The following is a 17,256-nucleotide window of genomic DNA, read 5'->3' as shown; positions in this document are numbered from 1 at the left end:
ACGATGCATCGCCGATGGTAGTGTGGGGTCTCCCCATGTGAGAGTAGGTCATCGTCAAGATTCATTTCGCAAAACCCCTATCTGCGCGAGCAGGTAGGGGTTTTGTCTTTGGGCTGGAAAACTCCCTGTTGGTAGCGTCTGCGGGCGGCCCTTTTCCTATGCAAGGCCACTACCCATAGCTATCATGCCAGCCTTATTCCAAGTCGAGACTGGCATGCTGAAGTTGTTGAATCTCCTCAAGGATGGCCGGTTCCATTCCGGAGAAGCCTTGGGGGCAGCCCTCGGGGTGAGTCGCAGCGCCGTTTGGAAGCAGCTGCAGCACCTGGAGACTGAGTTGAACCTCACCATTCACAAGGTTCGTGGCCGCGGCTACCAGTTAGCGGCGCCTCTGGCCCTGCTCGAAGCGAAGGCGATCGCCGAGTTTGCCGAGGGCGAGCAGTGGCCAGTTTTCATCCACGAAACCATTGATTCGACCAACGCCGAAGGGCTGCGGCTTGCGGGTGAGGGGCAGGCTGCTCCTTTTTTGGTACTGGCCGAGCGCCAGAATGCCGGGCGTGGCCGCCGTGGTCGTCAATGGGTAAGCCCCTTCGCAGAGAACCTCTATTACAGCCTCGTCTTGCGTGTCGAAGGTGGCATGCGCCAGCTCGAAGGGCTGAGCCTGGTGGTGGGGTTGGCGGTAATGCGTACGCTGCAAGGTTTCGGCGTAAAGGATGTGGGGCTTAAATGGCCCAATGATGTGCTTGTGCGTGGGCAGAAGATCACGGGCATCTTGCTTGAGCTGGTCGGCGACCCCGCAGACGTCTGTCACGTGGTGCTTGGTATTGGCATTAATGTGAACATGCAGACCAATGACCAGGTCGACCAGGCGTGGACCTCGATGCGACGTGAGGTTGGCGCCGCAATTGATCGCAATCACTTGGTGGCGATGCTCAGCCAGCAACTGCAACATGAATTGGCGCGTCACCGCCGCTATGGTTTTGCCGCATTCCAGGAGGAGTGGGAGCAAGCGCATCTATGGCAGGGGCGTAACGTATCGCTGGTTGCCGGCAGCACCCGGATCGATGGGGTGGTGCTTGGTGTGGACGGGCAGGGCGGCTTGCGCCTTGAGGTCGACGGTGTGGAAAAGAGCTTCAGCGGTGGTGAGCTCAGTTTGAGGTTGCGTGATGATTCTTGAGCTCGATTGCGGTAACAGCTTTATCAAGTGGCGGGTCATTCATGCTGGCGACGCTACGATCGTGGGCGGCGGTATTGTCGATTCGGACCAGTCGCTGGTGGCCGAGGTCAGTACCTTGGCGTCGCTGCGTTTGTCGGGTTGCCGTATTGTCAGTGTGCGCAGCGAGGAAGAAACTGCTGCACTTTGTGCACTGATCGGCCAGGCATTCCGTGTGGTGGCGCAAGTCGCAGAGCCTGCGCAGCAAGCAGCTGGGGTGCGTAACGGCTATGAAGACTATCAACGCCTGGGCATGGATCGCTGGCTCGCAGCGTTGGGTGCGTTTCACCTGGCCAAGGGTGCTTGCCTGGTGATCGACCTGGGGACCGCTGCCAAGGCTGACTTCATCGCCGCCGATGGCGAGCACCTGGGTGGTTATATCTGTCCGGGGATGCCGCTGATGCGTAGTCAGTTGCGTACACATACCCGGCGTATCCGCTATGACGATGCTTCGGCAGCGCGTGCATTGACCAGCCTTGCCCCGGGGCGCTCAACCGTCGAGGCTGTGGAGCGTGGTTGTGTATTAATGCTGCAAGGCTTTGCTCGGACTCAGCTCGAACAGGCGCGTGCGCTGTGGGGGGAGGATTTTACCGTGTTCCTTACCGGCGGGGATGCGCCGTTGGTGCGTGAAGCTGCGCCGCAGGCGCGGGTAGTCCCTGACCTGGTATTCGTTGGCCTGGCAATGGCCTGCCCATTGGACTGAGGTGCTTATGCGTTGGTTGTTTCTGCTGTTGCTGGTGCTCAACGTCTTCTATTACGTCTGGCATCAACAGGAAGCCCCGCTCAAGGTCAAGGATGTCGCCCCGCTATCGTTGTACAAAGGTAACCAACAAGAGATCCGCCTGCTGCGTGAAACAGGCGTGTCCACACCGGCCCGACGTCGCGATGAGTGCCTGGTTGTCGGTGGCCTGGCGGGTAAAGAGCAGCTTGATGCACTGCGTCAGCGCTTGCTGAGCCTGGATATCAATGCATTGCCTGTGTCGGGTCAGCTGCCGGGGGCCGATGGTCTCTGGCTTAAGGTTTCCCCGGAAAGCGAGCGGTTGCTGGACCAAACCGTACTCGCCGCACTTTCCAGTGATTTCAAAGACTTAAAACATAAAATTATTTTCTGCCAGGGTATTGCAACTGGCGAATAGCTTGATAGAATGGCGCCCGCTTCACAGGGAACACCACTCAGGTGGCGGAACTGGAAGCGGTGTCAACGTAGCTAAGTTTCAGATTTGATTGAAAAAATTTGAAAAATAGCTTGACACTAGGGCGGCAGCCAAATAAAATGCCGGCCACATCTGGAGGGATTCCCGAGCGGTCAAAGGGGACGGACTGTAAATCCGTTGCGAGAGCTTCGAAGGTTCGAATCCTTCTCCCTCCACCAGTTTTAGCGAGAGCCGCAAGCTCCGCGGGTATAGTTTAGTGGTAGAACCTCAGCCTTCCAAGCTGATGATGCGGGTTCGATTCCCGCTACCCGCTCCAAGTTTGCTGGGTTTTGCGCAAAGTGTTTCGCTCTTGTAGCTCAGTTGGTAGAGCACACCCTTGGTAAGGGTGAGGTCAGCGGTTCAAGTCCGCTCAAGAGCTCCATATAAACAAGGCAGATATGAAAATATCTGCCTTTGTTTTATCAGCGTAAGACTATTTCTTCTGCGGAGGATTGTATCGATGGCTAAGGAAAAGTTTGATCGTTCCCTACCACACGTGAACGTTGGCACTATCGGCCACGTTGACCATGGTAAAACCACTCTGACTGCAGCTCTGACTCGCGTCTGCTCCGAAGTTTTCGGTTCGGCAGTCGTTGAGTTCGATAAGATCGACTCGGCTCCAGAAGAAAAAGCGCGCGGTATCACCATCAACACCGCTCATGTCGAGTACAACTCGAACATTCGTCACTATGCTCACGTCGACTGCCCAGGTCACGCTGACTACGTGAAGAACATGATCACCGGTGCTGCCCAGATGGACGGCGCGATCCTGGTTTGCTCGGCCGCTGATGGCCCGATGCCACAAACCCGTGAGCACATCCTGCTGTCCCGTCAGGTTGGCGTTCCGTACATCGTGGTCTTCCTGAACAAGGCTGACCTGGTAGACGACGCTGAGCTGCTGGAACTGGTCGAGATGGAAGTTCGCGACCTGCTGTCCACCTATGACTTCCCAGGCGACGACACTCCGATCATCATCGGTTCGGCTCGTATGGCGCTGGAAGGCAAAGACGACAACGAGATGGGCACCACTGCCGTCAAGAAGCTGGTTGAAACTCTGGACAGCTACATCCCAGAGCCAGAGCGTGCTATCGACAAGCCGTTCCTGATGCCAATCGAAGACGTATTCTCGATCTCGGGTCGTGGTACCGTTGTTACCGGTCGTATCGAGCGTGGTATCGTCCGCGTTCAGGATCCGCTGGAAATCGTTGGTCTGCGTGACACCACCACCACCACCTGCACCGGTGTTGAGATGTTCCGCAAGCTGCTGGACGAAGGTCGTGCTGGCGAGAACTGCGGCGTTCTGCTGCGTGGTACCAAGCGTGACGACGTTGAGCGTGGCCAGGTTCTGGTCAAGCCAGGTTCGGTCAAGCCGCACACCAAGTTCACCGCAGAAGTCTACGTCCTGTCGAAGGAAGAAGGCGGCCGTCACACTCCGTTCTTCAAAGGCTACCGTCCTCAGTTCTACTTCCGTACCACTGACGTGACCGGTAACTGCGAACTGCCGGAAGGCGTTGAAATGGTAATGCCAGGTGACAACATTCAGATGACTGTCACGCTGATCAAGACCATCGCAATGGAAGACGGTCTGCGCTTCGCTATCCGTGAAGGCGGTCGTACCGTCGGCGCCGGCGTCGTAGCAAAAATTATCGAATAAGTAGTTGATTTACTTGATCAGGCCGGTATAATGGCCGGCCTGATACAGCGTTACAGGTCAGTAGCTCAATTGGCAGAGCGACGGTCTCCAAAACCGTAGGTTGGGGGTTCGATTCCCTCCTGACCTGCCATTCACCTCGGTGTGATTGGCTTTCTTCTCACAGGATCCTCCCCGATGACTCCCAAAACTGAAGCCCAAGAATCGCGTTTTGATCTGTTCAAGTGGCTGGCTGTAGTTGCTTTGGTGGTTGTTGGCGTCGTGGGTAATCAATATTACTCCGCCTCCCCAATCCTGTATCGCGTCCTTGCATTGCTCGCCCTGGCTGCGGCTGCTGGCTTTGTTGCCCTGCAGACTGCGAAGGGTAAGTCGTTCTTTGCGTTGGCGAAGGAAGCTCGTACCGAGATCCGTAAAGTCGTGTGGCCGACCCGCCAAGAAACCACTCAGACCACGCTGATTGTCGTGGCTGTAGTTCTGGTTATGGCGCTGCTGTTGTGGGGTCTTGATTCCCTGCTCGGCTGGGCGGTCTCCTTGATTGTTGGCTAAGGGTGTCCCGTGGCTAAGCGTTGGTACGTAGTGCATGCTTACTCGGGTTACGAGAAGCATGTGATGCGCTCGCTGATCGAGCGCGTCAAGCTGGCTGGCATGGAAGACGGTTTCGGCGAAATTCTGGTTCCGACCGAAGAAGTCGTTGAAATGCGTAACGGCCAGAAGCGCAAGAGTGAGCGCAAATTCTTCCCTGGCTATGTACTGGTCCAGATGGAGATGAACGAAGGGACTTGGCACTTGGTCAAGGATACCCCTCGTGTGATGGGCTTCATCGGTGGTACCGCAGACAAGCCTGCGCCAATCACTGATAAAGAAGCTGAGGCTATCCTGCGTCGCGTTGCCGACGGTAGCGACAAGCCGAAGCCGAAGACGCTGTTCGAACCAGGTGAAGTGGTTCGAGTCATTGACGGTCCGTTCGCAGACTTCAATGGCAGTGTCGAAGAGGTTAACTACGAAAAGAGTCGCCTCCAGGTGGCGGTGCTCATTTTCGGTCGCTCTACCCCGGTAGAGCTCGAGTTCAGCCAGGTCGAAAAGGTCTAGGCGGACGAAGCATCCCATACCCCGCAGCCCTGTGTGCTGCGGGGTTTTGTCGTCACTGGGATAAAACGCAAGTCATCCGGGGAGCCTTCTGGCGTTCGTACCCGATTTTGGAGTAGCTCATGGCTAAGAAGATTCAGGCTTACATCAAGCTGCAAGTTAAGGCCGGCCAGGCCAACCCAAGCCCACCCGTTGGTCCAGCACTGGGCCAACACGGTGTGAACATCATGGAATTCTGCAAGGCCTTCAACGCCCGTACTCAGGGTCAAGAAGCCGGCCTGCCGACTCCTGTGATCATCACTGTCTACAGCGACCGTAGCTTCACTTTCGAGACCAAGAGCACCCCTGCCTCGGTTCTGCTGAAGAAAGCTGCTGGCCTGACCAGTGGTTCGGCTCGTCCGAACACCGTCAAAGTTGGTACCGTGACCCGTGCTCAGCTCGAAGAGATCGCCAAGACCAAACAGGCTGATCTGACCTCTGCTGACCTGGACGCTGCTGTGCGCACCATCGCTGGCTCTGCCCGCAGCATGGGCCTGAACGTGGAGGGTGTGTAATGGCTAAGCTGACCAAGCGCCAAAAGGCTATTGCTTCGAAAATCGAAGCTGGCAAAGTCTACAACTTCGAAGAAGCAGCCGTGCTGCTGGCCGAACTGTCCACCGTGAAGTTCAGCGAATCCTTCGACGTTGCTGTCAATCTCGGCGTTGACCCGCGTAAATCCGACCAGGTCGTTCGTAGCGCTACTGTGCTGCCACACGGCACTGGCAAGACCGTACGCGTTGCCGTCTTCACCCAGGGTCCAGCTGCTGAGGCCGCTCTGGCTGCCGGCGCTGACCGTGTAGGTATGGACGATCTGGCTGCTGAAATGAAAGCCGGCGACCTGAACTATGACGTTGTTATCGCATCGCCTGATGCCATGCGCGTTGTAGGTCAGCTGGGTCAGGTTCTGGGTCCTCGCGGCCTGATGCCTAACCCGAAAGTTGGTACTGTGACTCCAGACGTAGCCGGCGCTGTCAAAAACGCCAAGGCTGGTCAGGTTCGCTACCGTACCGACAAGAACGGTATCATTCACACCTCCGTTGGCAAAGTCGGCTTCGAAGCCGTCAAGCTGAAGGAAAACGTTGAAGCCCTGATCGCTGATCTGAAGCGTATCAAGCCAGCTTCTTCGAAAGGTATTTACGTCAAGCGCGTTACCCTGAGCACCACCATGGGCCCAGGCCTGGTCATCGACCAAGGTTCGCTGAACGCGTAAGACCATGGCGGCACGACGTGTCGTGCTGCCAGCAAAAATTGGGGTCCCTGCCTGGCGGGGGCTATCCAAGACCGTAGGCGACGCAAGTCTTAAACCACCAGCCTACGCAGATGGTGCTCCCGATTCGTTATCGAATCAGACACCAAAACGACATCCGGCTTCGGCCAGATGAAACGGTAGAAACCAGGAGTAAACCCGTGGCAATTAAACTCGAAGACAAGAAGGCCATCGTCGCTGAAGTCAACGAGGCTGCCAAAGTCGCTCTGTCCGCTGTCGTGGCTGATGCCCGTGGTGTGACTGTAGGCGCAATGACCGGACTCCGTAAAGAGGCTCGTGAAGCTGGCGTTTACGTACGTGTCGTACGTAACACCCTGCTCAAGCGCGCTGTTGCTGATACTGAATTCAGTGTCCTCAACGACGCCTTCACTGGCCCGACCCTGATCGCTTTCTCCAACGAACACCCGGGCGCTGCTGCTCGTCTGTTCAAAGAGTTCGCCAAGGGTCAGGACAAGTTCGAGATCAAGGCAGCTGCGTTTGACGGCAAGTTCATTGCCGCCAACCAGATCGATGTACTGGCTACCTTGCCGACCCGTGACGAAGCTATCGCACGTCTGATGAGCGTGATTCAAGGCGCTACCAGCAAGCTGGCTCGTACTCTGGCGGCCGTTCGCGACCAGAAAGAAGCTGCTGCTGCCTAAGGCGGCGTAACCTCTTTCAAAATCATTTGTTTAATTTGATGGCTGCGAAGGCTGTCACCCCAATACAGGATTTAAGTCATGTCCCTGACTAACGAGCAAATCATCGAAGCAATCGGCCAGAAAACCGTTCTGGAAGTTGTTGAGCTGATCAAAGCTATGGAAGAAACCTTCGGCGTTACCGCTGCTGTTGCCGCTGCTGGCCCAGCTGCTGCTGCTGCCGTTGTTGAAGAGCAAACCGAATTCAACGTTGTTCTGCTTGAAGCCGGTGAGAAGAAAGTAAACGTGATCAAGGCCGTTCGTGAACTGACCGGTCTGGGCCTGAAAGAAGCCAAAGAGAAAGTCGACGGCGCTCCTCAGGTCGTAGCTGAAGGCGTTTCGAAAGAAGCCGCTGAAGACGCTAAGAAGAAGCTGGAAGAAGCAGGCGCTAAAGTCGAGCTGAAGTAATTTCGACTTTGCGATGCCAGCCTGAGCGTTGAGCACAAGGCTGATGGCTGGTGGCTTATGCCACCGGCCTTTTTCCGTTATTGGTGGCCGATCAGATCGGCCCCGATAGCGAGCTGCAAGACACCCATGTGGGTGGCGCAAACCAAGGGGTTTGCACGATTTTCTGGCTGCTCCCGCCGGGAGAAGCCAAACAAGCAGGTGACCAAGCTGGGGAACGCTGATGGCTTACTCATACACTGAGAAAAAACGTATCCGCAAGGACTTTAGCAAGTTGCCGGACGTCATGGATGTGCCTTACCTCCTGGCCATCCAGCTGGATTCGTATCGCGAATTCCTGCAAGCGGGAGCATCCAAGGATCAGTTCCGCGACGTCGGCCTGCACGCGGCCTTCAAATCGGTATTCCCGATCATCAGCTACTCCGGCAATGCTGCCCTGGAGTACGTAGGCTATCGCCTGGGCGAACCCGCCTTCGATGTGAAGGAATGTGTCCTGCGTGGCGTGACCTTCGCGGTCCCACTGCGGGTCAAGGTGCGCCTGATCATCTTCGACAAGGAATCGTCGAACAAAGCGATCAAGGACATCAAAGAGCAAGAAGTCTACATGGGTGAAATCCCCCTGATGACTGAGAACGGTACCTTCGTAATCAACGGTACCGAGCGTGTGATCGTTTCCCAGCTGCACCGTTCGCCTGGTGTGTTCTTCGACCACGACCGTGGCAAGACGCACAGCTCCGGCAAGCTGCTGTACTCCGCTCGCATCATTCCTTACCGTGGTTCCTGGCTGGACTTCGAGTTCGACCCGAAGGACTGCGTATTCGTGCGTATCGACCGTCGCCGCAAACTGCCGGCATCGGTACTGCTGCGTGCGCTGGGTTACAGCACCGAAGAGGTTCTGAACACCTTCTACACCACCAACGTGTTCCACGTTTCCGGCGAAAAACTGAGCCTGGAACTGGTACCGCAGCGTCTGCGTGGTGAAGTCGCGGTCATGGACATCCATGACGAAACCGGCAAGGTCATTGTCGAGCAGGGTCGCCGTATCACTGCGCGCCACATCAACCAGCTCGAGAAAGCCGGCGTCAAGCAGCTCGACGTTCCTATGGAATACGTCCTGGGTCGCACCACTGCCAAGGCTATCGTGCATCCGGCTACCGGCGAGATCCTCGCCGAGTGCAACACCGAGATGACCACCGAGCTGCTGATCAAGGTCGCCAAGGCGCAGGTTGTCCGTATCGAGACCCTGTACACCAACGACATCGATTGCGGTCCGTTCATCTCCGACACCCTGAAGATCGACACCACCAGCAACCAGCTGGAAGCCTTGGTCGAAATCTATCGCATGATGCGTCCAGGCGAGCCGCCAACCAAGGATGCTGCCGAGACCCTGTTCAACAACCTGTTCTTCAGCGCCGAGCGTTACGACCTGTCCGCCGTAGGCCGCATGAAGTTCAACCGTCGTATCGGTCGTACCGAGATCGAAGGTTCGGGCGTGCTGAGCAAGGAAGACATCGTCGAGGTCCTCAAGACCCTGGTCGACATCCGTAACGGCAAAGGTATCGTCGACGACATCGACCACCTGGGTAACCGTCGCGTTCGTTGCGTTGGCGAGATGGCCGAGAACCAGTTCCGTGTTGGCCTGGTGCGCGTCGAGCGTGCGGTCAAGGAACGTCTGTCGATGGCTGAAAGCGAAGGCCTGATGCCGCAAGACCTGATCAACGCCAAGCCGGTAGCGGCGGCGGTGAAAGAGTTCTTCGGTTCCAGCCAGCTGTCGCAGTTCATGGACCAGAACAACCCGCTCTCCGAGATCACCCACAAGCGCCGTGTTTCTGCACTCGGCCCTGGCGGTCTGACCCGTGAGCGTGCTGGCTTCGAAGTCCGTGACGTACACCCGACCCACTACGGCCGCGTGTGCCCGATCGAGACCCCTGAAGGTCCGAACATCGGTCTGATCAACTCCCTGGCGGCCTATGCCCGCACCAACCAGTACGGCTTCCTGGAAAGCCCGTACCGCGTGGTGAAGGAAGGCGTGGTCAGCGACGACATCGTGTTCCTGTCGGCCATTGAAGAAGCGGATCACGTCATCGCCCAGGCTTCGGCCGCGATGAACGAGAAGAAGCAACTGATCGATGAGCTGGTAGCGGTTCGTCACCTGAACGAATTCACCGTCAAGGCGCCGGAAGACGTCACCTTGATGGACGTTTCGCCGAAGCAGGTTGTCTCGGTCGCAGCGTCGCTGATTCCGTTCCTCGAACACGACGACGCCAACCGTGCACTGATGGGTTCGAACATGCAGCGTCAGGCTGTACCGACCCTGCGCGCTGACAAGCCGCTGGTAGGTACCGGCATGGAGCGCAACGTTGCCCGTGACTCCGGCGTCTGCGTCGTAGCCCGTCGTGGCGGCGTGATCGACTCGGTCGATGCCAGCCGTATCGTCGTGCGTGTTGCCGATGACGAAGTCGAGACCGGTGAAGCAGGTGTAGATATCTACAACCTGACCAAGTACACCCGCTCCAACCAGAACACCTGCATCAACCAGCGTCCGCTGGTCAGCAAAGGTGATGTGGTCAAGCGTCACGACATCATGGCCGACGGTCCGTCCACCGATATGGGTGAACTGGCACTGGGTCAGAACATGCGCATCGCGTTCATGGCGTGGAACGGCTTCAACTTCGAAGACTCCATCTGCCTGTCCGAGCGTGTGGTTCAGGAAGACCGCTTCACCACGATCCACATCCAGGAACTGACCTGTGTGGCGCGTGACACCAAGCTTGGCCCAGAGGAAATCACCGCAGACATCCCGAACGTGGGTGAAGCTGCGCTGAACAAGCTGGACGAAGCCGGTATCGTCTACGTGGGTGCCGAAGTCGGCGCTGGCGACATCCTGGTCGGCAAGGTCACTCCGAAAGGCGAGACCCAGCTGACTCCGGAAGAGAAGCTGCTGCGCGCAATCTTCGGCGAGAAGGCAAGCGACGTCAAAGACACCTCCCTGCGTGTGCCAACCGGCACCAAAGGTACTGTCATCGACGTTCAGGTCTTCACCCGTGACGGCGTTGAGCGCGACAGCCGCGCCCTGGCCATCGAGAAGATGCAGCTGGACGAGATCCGCAAGGACCTCAACGAAGAGTTCCGCATCGTCGAAGGTGCAACCTTCGAGCGTCTGCGTTCCGCCCTGAACGGCCAAGTGGTCGACGGTGGTGCGGGCCTGAAGAAAGGCACCGTGATCGCTGACGAAGTACTGGACGGTCTGGAGCACGGCCAGTGGTTCAAACTGCGCATGGCCGAAGATGCTCTGAACGAGCAGCTGGAAAAAGCCCAGGCTTACATCGTCGATCGCCGTCGTCTGCTGGATGACAAGTTCGAAGACAAGAAGCGCAAGCTGCAGCAAGGCGATGACCTGGCACCGGGCGTACTGAAGATCGTCAAGGTCTACCTGGCTATCCGCCGCCGCATCCAGCCGGGCGACAAGATGGCTGGTCGTCACGGTAACAAAGGTGTGGTCTCGGTGATCATGCCGGTCGAAGACATGCCGCACGACGCCAACGGTACTCCGGTCGACGTCGTACTGAACCCGCTGGGCGTACCTTCGCGTATGAACGTCGGACAGATCCTTGAAACCCACCTGGGCCTCGCGGCCAAAGGCCTGGGCGAGAAGATCGACCGGATGATCGAAGAGCAACGCAAAGCTGCTGAGCTGCGCGTGTTCCTTACCGAGATCTACAACGAGATCGGCGGTCGTCAGGAAAGCCTGGAAGAGTTCACCGACGAAGAGATCCTCGCCCTGGCGCACAACTTGAAGAAGGGCGTGCCTATGGCTACCCCGGTCTTCGACGGTGCCAAGGAAAGCGAGATCAAGGCCATGCTGAAACTGGCAGACATGCCAGAAAGCGGCCAGATGGTGCTGTTCGACGGCCGTACCGGCAACAAATTCGAGCGTCCTGTGACCGTTGGTTACATGTATATGCTCAAGCTGAACCACTTGGTGGACGACAAGATGCACGCGCGTTCCACTGGTTCCTATAGCCTGGTTACTCAGCAGCCGCTGGGTGGTAAGGCGCAGTTCGGTGGTCAGCGTTTCGGGGAGATGGAAGTGTGGGCGCTGGAAGCATACGGCGCGGCATACACCCTGCAAGAAATGCTCACAGTGAAGTCGGACGACGTGAACGGCCGTACCAAGATGTACAAGAACATCGTGGATGGCGATCACCGTATGGAGCCGGGCATGCCCGAGTCCTTCAACGTGTTGATCAAAGAGATCCGTTCGCTCGGTATCGATATCGATCTGGAAACCGAATAACACGTGACGCGAAGGGGAGCGGGGCTGGCACAGCCCGCTTCCTGCTCCGCCAGGAGGAAAGGCCTTGAAAGACCTACTGAATTTGCTGAAAAACCAGGGTCAAGTCGAAGAGTTCGACGCCATCCGCATCGGTCTGGCGTCGCCTGAAATGATCCGTTCGTGGTCGTTCGGTGAAGTTAAGAAGCCGGAAACCATCAACTACCGTACGTTCAAGCCTGAGCGTGACGGCCTGTTCTGCGCCAAGATCTTTGGCCCAGTCAAGGACTACGAGTGCCTGTGCGGCAAGTACAAGCGCCTCAAGCACCGCGGTGTGATCTGCGAGAAGTGCGGCGTTGAAGTTGCCCTGGCCAAGGTTCGTCGTGAGCGCATGGCGCACATCGAACTGGCCTCGCCGGTTGCCCACATCTGGTTCCTGAAGTCGCTGCCGTCCCGTATCGGTTTGCTGATGGACATGACCCTGCGTGATATCGAACGCGTTCTCTACTTCGAGAGCTACGTCGTTATCGACCCAGGCATGACCACCCTGGAAAAGGGTCAGCTGCTGAACGACGAGCAGTACTTCGAAGCGCTGGAAGAGTTCGGTGACGACTTCGACGCCCGCATGGGTGCCGAGGCTGTCCGCGAGCTGCTGCACGCTATCGACCTGGAGCACGAGATTGGCCGCCTGCGCGAAGAGATTCCGCAGACCAACTCGGAAACCAAGATCAAGAAGCTGTCCAAGCGCCTGAAGCTGATGGAAGCTTTCCAGGGCTCGGGTAACCTGCCTGAGTGGATGGTCCTGACCGTCCTGCCAGTACTGCCGCCGGACCTGCGTCCGCTGGTTCCGCTGGATGGCGGCCGCTTTGCGACCTCCGACCTGAACGACCTGTATCGTCGGGTGATCAACCGTAACAACCGTCTGAAGCGCCTGCTCGATCTGTCGGCGCCGGACATCATCGTGCGCAACGAAAAGCGCATGCTGCAGGAAGCGGTCGACGCCCTGCTGGACAACGGCCGTCGCGGTCGCGCCATCACTGGCTCGAACAAGCGTCCGCTGAAGTCCCTGGCTGACATGATCAAAGGTAAGCAAGGTCGTTTCCGTCAGAACTTGCTCGGTAAGCGTGTGGACTACTCCGGCCGTTCGGTAATTACCGTTGGCCCGACCCTGCGTCTGCACCAGTGCGGTCTGCCGAAGAAGATGGCCCTCGAGCTGTTCAAGCCGTTCATTTTCGGCAAGCTGGAAATGCGTGGTCTGGCGACCACCATCAAGGCTGCCAAGAAGATGGTCGAGCGCGAGCTGCCAGAGGTGTGGGACGTGCTCGCCGAGGTCATCCGCGAACACCCCGTGCTGCTCAACCGTGCACCGACCCTTCACCGTCTGGGTATCCAGGCGTTCGAGCCTGTGCTCATCGAAGGTAAGGCGATCCAGCTGCACCCGTTGGTCTGTGCGGCGTACAACGCCGACTTCGACGGTGACCAGATGGCTGTTCACGTGCCGCTGACGCTGGAAGCCCAGCTCGAAGCGCGCGCGCTGATGATGTCGACCAACAACATCCTGTCGCCAGCCAACGGTGAGCCAATCATCGTTCCGTCGCAGGACGTTGTACTGGGTCTGTACTACATGACCCGTGAAGCCATCAACGCCAAGGGCGAAGGTCGCGTATTCGCTGACCTGCAGGAAGTCGACCGCGTATTCCGCGCCGGCGAAGCTGCCCTGCACGCGAAAATCAAGGTCCGTATCAACGAGACCGTGAACGACCGCGATGGTAGCGTCACCAAGAACACCCGCATCGTCGACACCACTGTCGGCCGTGCGCTGCTGTTCCAGGTTGTGCCGGCAGGTCTGCCGTACGACGTGGTCAACCAGCCGATGAAGAAGAAGGCGATCTCCAAGCTGATCAACCAGTGCTACCGCGTGGTTGGTCTGAAAGAGACCGTTATCTTCGCTGACCAGCTGATGTACACCGGTTTTGCCTACTCGACCATTTCCGGCGTTTCGATCGGTGTTAACGACTTCGTTATCCCGGACGAAAAAGCCCGCATCATCGGTACCGCTACCGACGAAGTGAAGGAAATCGAGAGCCAGTACGCCTCCGGCCTGGTAACCCAGGGCGAGAAGTACAACAAGGTCATCGACTTGTGGTCCAAGGCGAACGACGAAGTGTCCAAGGCGATGATGGCCAACCTCTCGAAAGAGAAGGTCATCGACCGCGAAGGCAACGAAGTCGAGCAAGAGTCCTTCAACTCGATGTACATGATGGCTGACTCCGGTGCGCGGGGTTCCGCTGCACAGATCCGTCAGCTGGCAGGTATGCGTGGTCTGATGGCCAAGCCGGACGGCTCGATCATCGAGACGCCGATCACCGCGAACTTCCGTGAAGGTCTGAGCGTACTGCAGTACTTCATCTCGACTCACGGTGCTCGTAAGGGTCTGGCGGATACCGCACTGAAGACTGCGAACTCCGGTTACCTGACTCGTCGTCTGGTAGACGTTGCGCAGGATCTGGTCGTGACCGAGATCGACTGTGGCACCGACCACGGTTTGCTGATGACGCCGCACATCGAAGGCGGTGATGTTGTCGAGCCGCTGGGTGAGCGCGTATTGGGCCGTGTCATTGCCCGTGACGTGTTCAAGCCAGGCACCGAGGACGTCATCGTTCCGGCCGGTACCTTGGTCGACGAGCAGTGGGTCGAGTTCATCGAGCTGAACAGCATCGACGAAGTTATCGTGCGTTCGCCGATCAACTGCGAAACTCGCTACGGCATCTGCGCCAAGTGCTACGGTCGTGACCTGGCTCGCGGTCACCAGGTCAACATCGGTGAAGCTGTCGGCGTTATCGCTGCACAGTCGATCGGTGAGCCGGGTACCCAGCTGACCATGCGTACGTTCCACATCGGTGGTGCTGCAAGCCGGACCTCGGCTGCCGACAGCGTCCAGGTGAAGAACGGCGGTATGGTGCGTCTGCACAACCTGAAGCATGTCGTGCGCGCCGATGGCAACCTGGTTGCCGTATCGCGTTCCGGCGAGCTGGCCATTGCCGATGAATTCGGTCGTGAGCGTGAGCGTTACAAGCTGCCTTACGGTGCGGTGATTTCGGTCAAGGAAGGTGACAAGGTCGAAGCTGGCGCCATCGTCGCCAAGTGGGACCCGCACACCCACCCGATCGTTACCGAGCTGAAAGGTACCGTGACCTTCGTGGGCATGGAAGAAAACATCACCATCAAGCGTCAGACCGACGAATTGACGGGTTTGACCAACATCGAAGTTCTGGACGTCAAGGATCGCCCTGCCGCAGGCAAGGAAATCCGTCCGGCAATCAAGATGGTCGATGCCAACGGCAAGGACCTGTACCTGCCAGGTACCGACGTACCGGCTCAGTACTTCCTGCCGGCCAACGCCCTCGTCGGCGTGGCTGACGGTGCTCAGATCGGTGTGGGTGACGTTATCGCGCGTATCCCGCAAGAAACGTCGAAAACCCGTGACATCACCGGTGGTCTGCCACGCGTCGCCGACTTGTTCGAAGCGCGCCGTCCGAAAGAAGCCTCGATTCTGGCTGAAGTCAGCGGCACCATCGCGTTCGGTAAAGAGACCAAGGGCAAGCGTCGTCTGGTCATTACTCCGACCGACGGTAGCGATCCGTACGAGGAGCTGATTCCGAAGTGGCGCCACCTGAACGTCTTCGAAGGCGAACAGGTAAACCGCGGCGAAGTTATCTCCGACGGCCCGAGCGATCCGCACGACATCCTGCGTCTGCTGGGTGTGAGCGCGCTGGCGAAGTACATCGTCAACGAGATTCAGGACGTTTACCGTCTGCAAGGCGTTAAGATCAACGACAAGCACATCGAGACCATCCTGCGTCAGATGCTGCGTAAGGTCGAGATTGCCGAGTCGGGTGATTCCAGCTTCATCAAGGGCGACCAGATGGAACTGACTCACGTACTGGTCGAGAACGAGCGTCTGGCCAGCGAAGACAAGTTCATCTCGAAGTTCTCGCGCGTGCTGCTGGGTATCACCAAGGCGTCGCTGTCGACCGAATCGTTCATTTCCGCGGCTTCCTTCCAGGAAACCACCCGCGTATTGACCGAAGCGGCCGTCACCGGCAAGCGCGATTACCTGCGCGGCCTGAAAGAGAACGTGGTCGTGGGTCGTCTGATCCCGGCCGGTACCGGTCTGGCCTACCACAGCGAGCGCAAGCGTCGCCGTGAAGCCGACAAACCGCTGCGTGTGAGCGCCAGTGAGGTTGAAGCCGCACTGACCGAAGCGCTGAATTCCAGCGGTAACTAAGTACAGGGCAGGGCCCCGGCAAGCCCCGAACGGCCGTCGGCGACATAAATTGTTGCCGATGACCGGGCGGGGATGGCCGGGGCCTCGTCTTGACTGGGTGCAAGATCCTCCGTAGACTTTTGTACCCTTAAATTTGGTGAGGCTCCGTCTCGCCAATTTTTGGCTTTCTTGCAAGACAATAGAGTCGCAAGACAATCAGTGGAGCTAGTAGATGGCAACTATCAACCAGCTGGTACGTCAGCCGCGTAAGCGTTCGGTCGAGAAGTCCGACGTTCCTGCGCTGCAGAACTGCCCGCAACGTCGTGGCGTGTGCACCCGCGTGTACACCACCACGCCGAAAAAACCTAACTCGGCACTGCGTAAAGTTTGCCGTGTTCGCCTGACCAACGGTTTCGAGGTTTCCTCGTACATCGGCGGTGAAGGCCACAACCTGCAAGAGCACAGCGTCGTCCTGATCCGTGGCGGCCGTGTAAAAGACTTGCCAGGTGTTCGTTACCACACCGTTCGCGGCTCTCTGGATACTTCGGGCGTTAAAGGCCGTAACCAGGGTCGTTCGAAGTACGGTACCAAGCGTCCGAAGTAATCGGCCGTTTGCACACATCCATTTTTTTGAGTCGATAAGAGTAAGGTCGGGCAGGGGTCGCAGACCCACGTCCCGGGCTAACCTGAAGACCGTTTGAGGGCTTATCATGCCAAGACGTCGTGTAGCAGCAAAACGTGAGATTCTGGACGATCCTAAATACGGATCCCAAATCCTCGCCAAGTTCATGAACCACGTGATGGAAAGCGGCAAAAAGGCCGTGGCCGAGCGCATCGTTTACGGTGCACTGGACAAGGTCAAAGAGCGCAAGAACAGCGACCCCCTGGAAATCTTCGAGAAAGCTCTCGACGCCATCGCTCCGCTGGTCGAAGTAAAGTCCCGTCGTGTCGGCGGTGCCACTTACCAGGTCCCGGTTGAAGTTCGTCCATCCCGTCGTAATGCTCTGGCAATGCGCTGGCTCGTAGACTACGCCCGCAAGCGCGGCGAGAAGTCGATGGCTCTGCGCCTGGCTGGCGAGCTGCTGGATGCTGCTGAAGGCAAAGGTGCTGCAGTCAAGAAGCGTGAAGACGTTCACCGTATGGCCGAAGCCAACAAAGCGTTCTCGCACTACCGCTTCTAATTCAAGC

The 17,256-nt window shown here is 57.8% G+C and carries 14 protein-coding genes and 4 tRNA genes; all 18 read left to right on the top strand.

The features are described 5' to 3' along the window. Positions 1–214 precede the first annotated feature (214 nt). The 18 genes from birA to rpsG all read left to right on the top strand — a co-directional run bounded on the left by birA (position 215) and on the right by rpsG (position 17,249). On the top strand, positions 215–1,174 hold the full coding sequence (gene birA, locus HU770_RS22115; protein ID WP_047583918.1) for a bifunctional biotin--[acetyl-CoA-carboxylase] ligase/biotin operon repressor BirA: 960 nt from the start codon (positions 215–217) through the stop codon (positions 1,172–1,174). Beyond that, positions 1,164–1,913: a pantothenate kinase gene (locus HU770_RS22110; RefSeq protein ID WP_033703503.1), complete on the top strand. Its 750-nt coding sequence runs from the start codon at positions 1,164–1,166 to the stop codon at positions 1,911–1,913. Before birA ends, HU770_RS22110 begins: the two co-directional genes overlap by 11 nt. Before the next feature lie 7 nt (positions 1,914–1,920). Next, positions 1,921–2,346 carry a hypothetical protein gene (locus HU770_RS22105; protein WP_033703501.1) on the top strand — a complete coding sequence of 142 codons (426 nt, stop codon included), beginning with the start codon at positions 1,921–1,923 and terminating at the stop codon, positions 2,344–2,346. 152 nt (positions 2,347–2,498) lie between these two features. After that, a tRNA-Tyr gene (locus tag HU770_RS22100) sits at positions 2,499–2,582 on the top strand. A 24-nt stretch (positions 2,583–2,606) separates the two neighbouring features. Continuing rightward, positions 2,607–2,680: transfer RNA gene (locus tag HU770_RS22095), tRNA-Gly, on the top strand. Positions 2,681–2,709: 29 nt separating this feature from the next. Beyond that, a tRNA-Thr gene (locus HU770_RS22090) sits at positions 2,710–2,785 on the top strand. 78 nt (positions 2,786–2,863) lie between these two features. Next, a complete protein-coding gene (tuf, locus tag HU770_RS22085) occupies positions 2,864–4,057 on the top strand; it encodes an elongation factor Tu (protein WP_028614144.1) in 1,194 nt (397 codons plus the stop codon). Positions 4,058–4,111: 54 nt separating this feature from the next. Further along, positions 4,112–4,187 (top strand) — tRNA-Trp (locus HU770_RS22080). 44 nt (positions 4,188–4,231) lie between these two features. Next, complete coding sequence (secE, locus tag HU770_RS22075; RefSeq protein WP_027595465.1) at positions 4,232–4,600, top strand: preprotein translocase subunit SecE; 369 nt, start codon at positions 4,232–4,234, stop codon at positions 4,598–4,600. A 9-nt stretch (positions 4,601–4,609) separates the two neighbouring features. After that, the gene (gene nusG, locus HU770_RS22070) at positions 4,610–5,143 is read left to right on the top strand and encodes a transcription termination/antitermination protein NusG (RefSeq protein WP_003255501.1); all 534 of its coding nucleotides are present in this window, start codon (positions 4,610–4,612) and stop codon (positions 5,141–5,143) included. 119 nt (positions 5,144–5,262) lie between these two features. After that, positions 5,263–5,694 (top strand): 50S ribosomal protein L11, encoded by a 432-nt coding sequence (gene rplK, locus HU770_RS22065; protein WP_028633698.1) that lies wholly within the window; start codon positions 5,263–5,265, stop codon positions 5,692–5,694. Beyond that, entirely contained in the window at positions 5,694–6,389 is a 696-nt protein-coding gene (rplA, locus tag HU770_RS22060; protein WP_033703496.1) for a 50S ribosomal protein L1, read from the top strand. The genes rplK and rplA overlap by 1 nt, the downstream gene beginning before the upstream one ends. A 197-nt stretch (positions 6,390–6,586) precedes the next feature. Further along, complete coding sequence (gene rplJ, locus HU770_RS22055; protein WP_027595468.1) at positions 6,587–7,087, top strand: 50S ribosomal protein L10; 501 nt, start codon at positions 6,587–6,589, stop codon at positions 7,085–7,087. Positions 7,088–7,165: 78 nt separating this feature from the next. Continuing rightward, a complete protein-coding gene (rplL, locus tag HU770_RS22050) occupies positions 7,166–7,531 on the top strand; it encodes a 50S ribosomal protein L7/L12 (RefSeq protein WP_033703494.1) in 366 nt (121 codons plus the stop codon). Between the two features lie 220 nt (positions 7,532–7,751). Next, complete coding sequence (gene rpoB, locus HU770_RS22045) at positions 7,752–11,825, top strand: DNA-directed RNA polymerase subunit beta (RefSeq protein WP_047583916.1); 4,074 nt, start codon at positions 7,752–7,754, stop codon at positions 11,823–11,825. Between the two features lie 64 nt (positions 11,826–11,889). Further along, complete coding sequence (gene rpoC / locus HU770_RS22040; protein WP_033703491.1) at positions 11,890–16,089, top strand: DNA-directed RNA polymerase subunit beta'; 4,200 nt, start codon at positions 11,890–11,892, stop codon at positions 16,087–16,089. A 211-nt stretch (positions 16,090–16,300) separates the two neighbouring features. Continuing rightward, complete coding sequence (rpsL, locus tag HU770_RS22035) at positions 16,301–16,672, top strand: 30S ribosomal protein S12 (RefSeq protein WP_003255492.1); 372 nt, start codon at positions 16,301–16,303, stop codon at positions 16,670–16,672. Between the two features lie 106 nt (positions 16,673–16,778). Next, entirely contained in the window at positions 16,779–17,249 is a 471-nt protein-coding gene (rpsG, locus tag HU770_RS22030; RefSeq protein ID WP_008089143.1) for a 30S ribosomal protein S7, read from the top strand. The last annotated feature ends 7 nt before the right edge of the window (positions 17,250–17,256 follow it).

The sequence above is a fragment of the Pseudomonas sp. SWRI68 genome (genome assembly GCF_014269165.1).
In the GTDB taxonomy this organism is placed as follows: domain Bacteria; phylum Pseudomonadota; class Gammaproteobacteria; order Pseudomonadales; family Pseudomonadaceae; genus Aquipseudomonas; species Aquipseudomonas capeferrum.
Note: the sequence above shows the minus strand (reverse complement) of the source record. Positions and strands in the feature narration are given on the sequence as shown.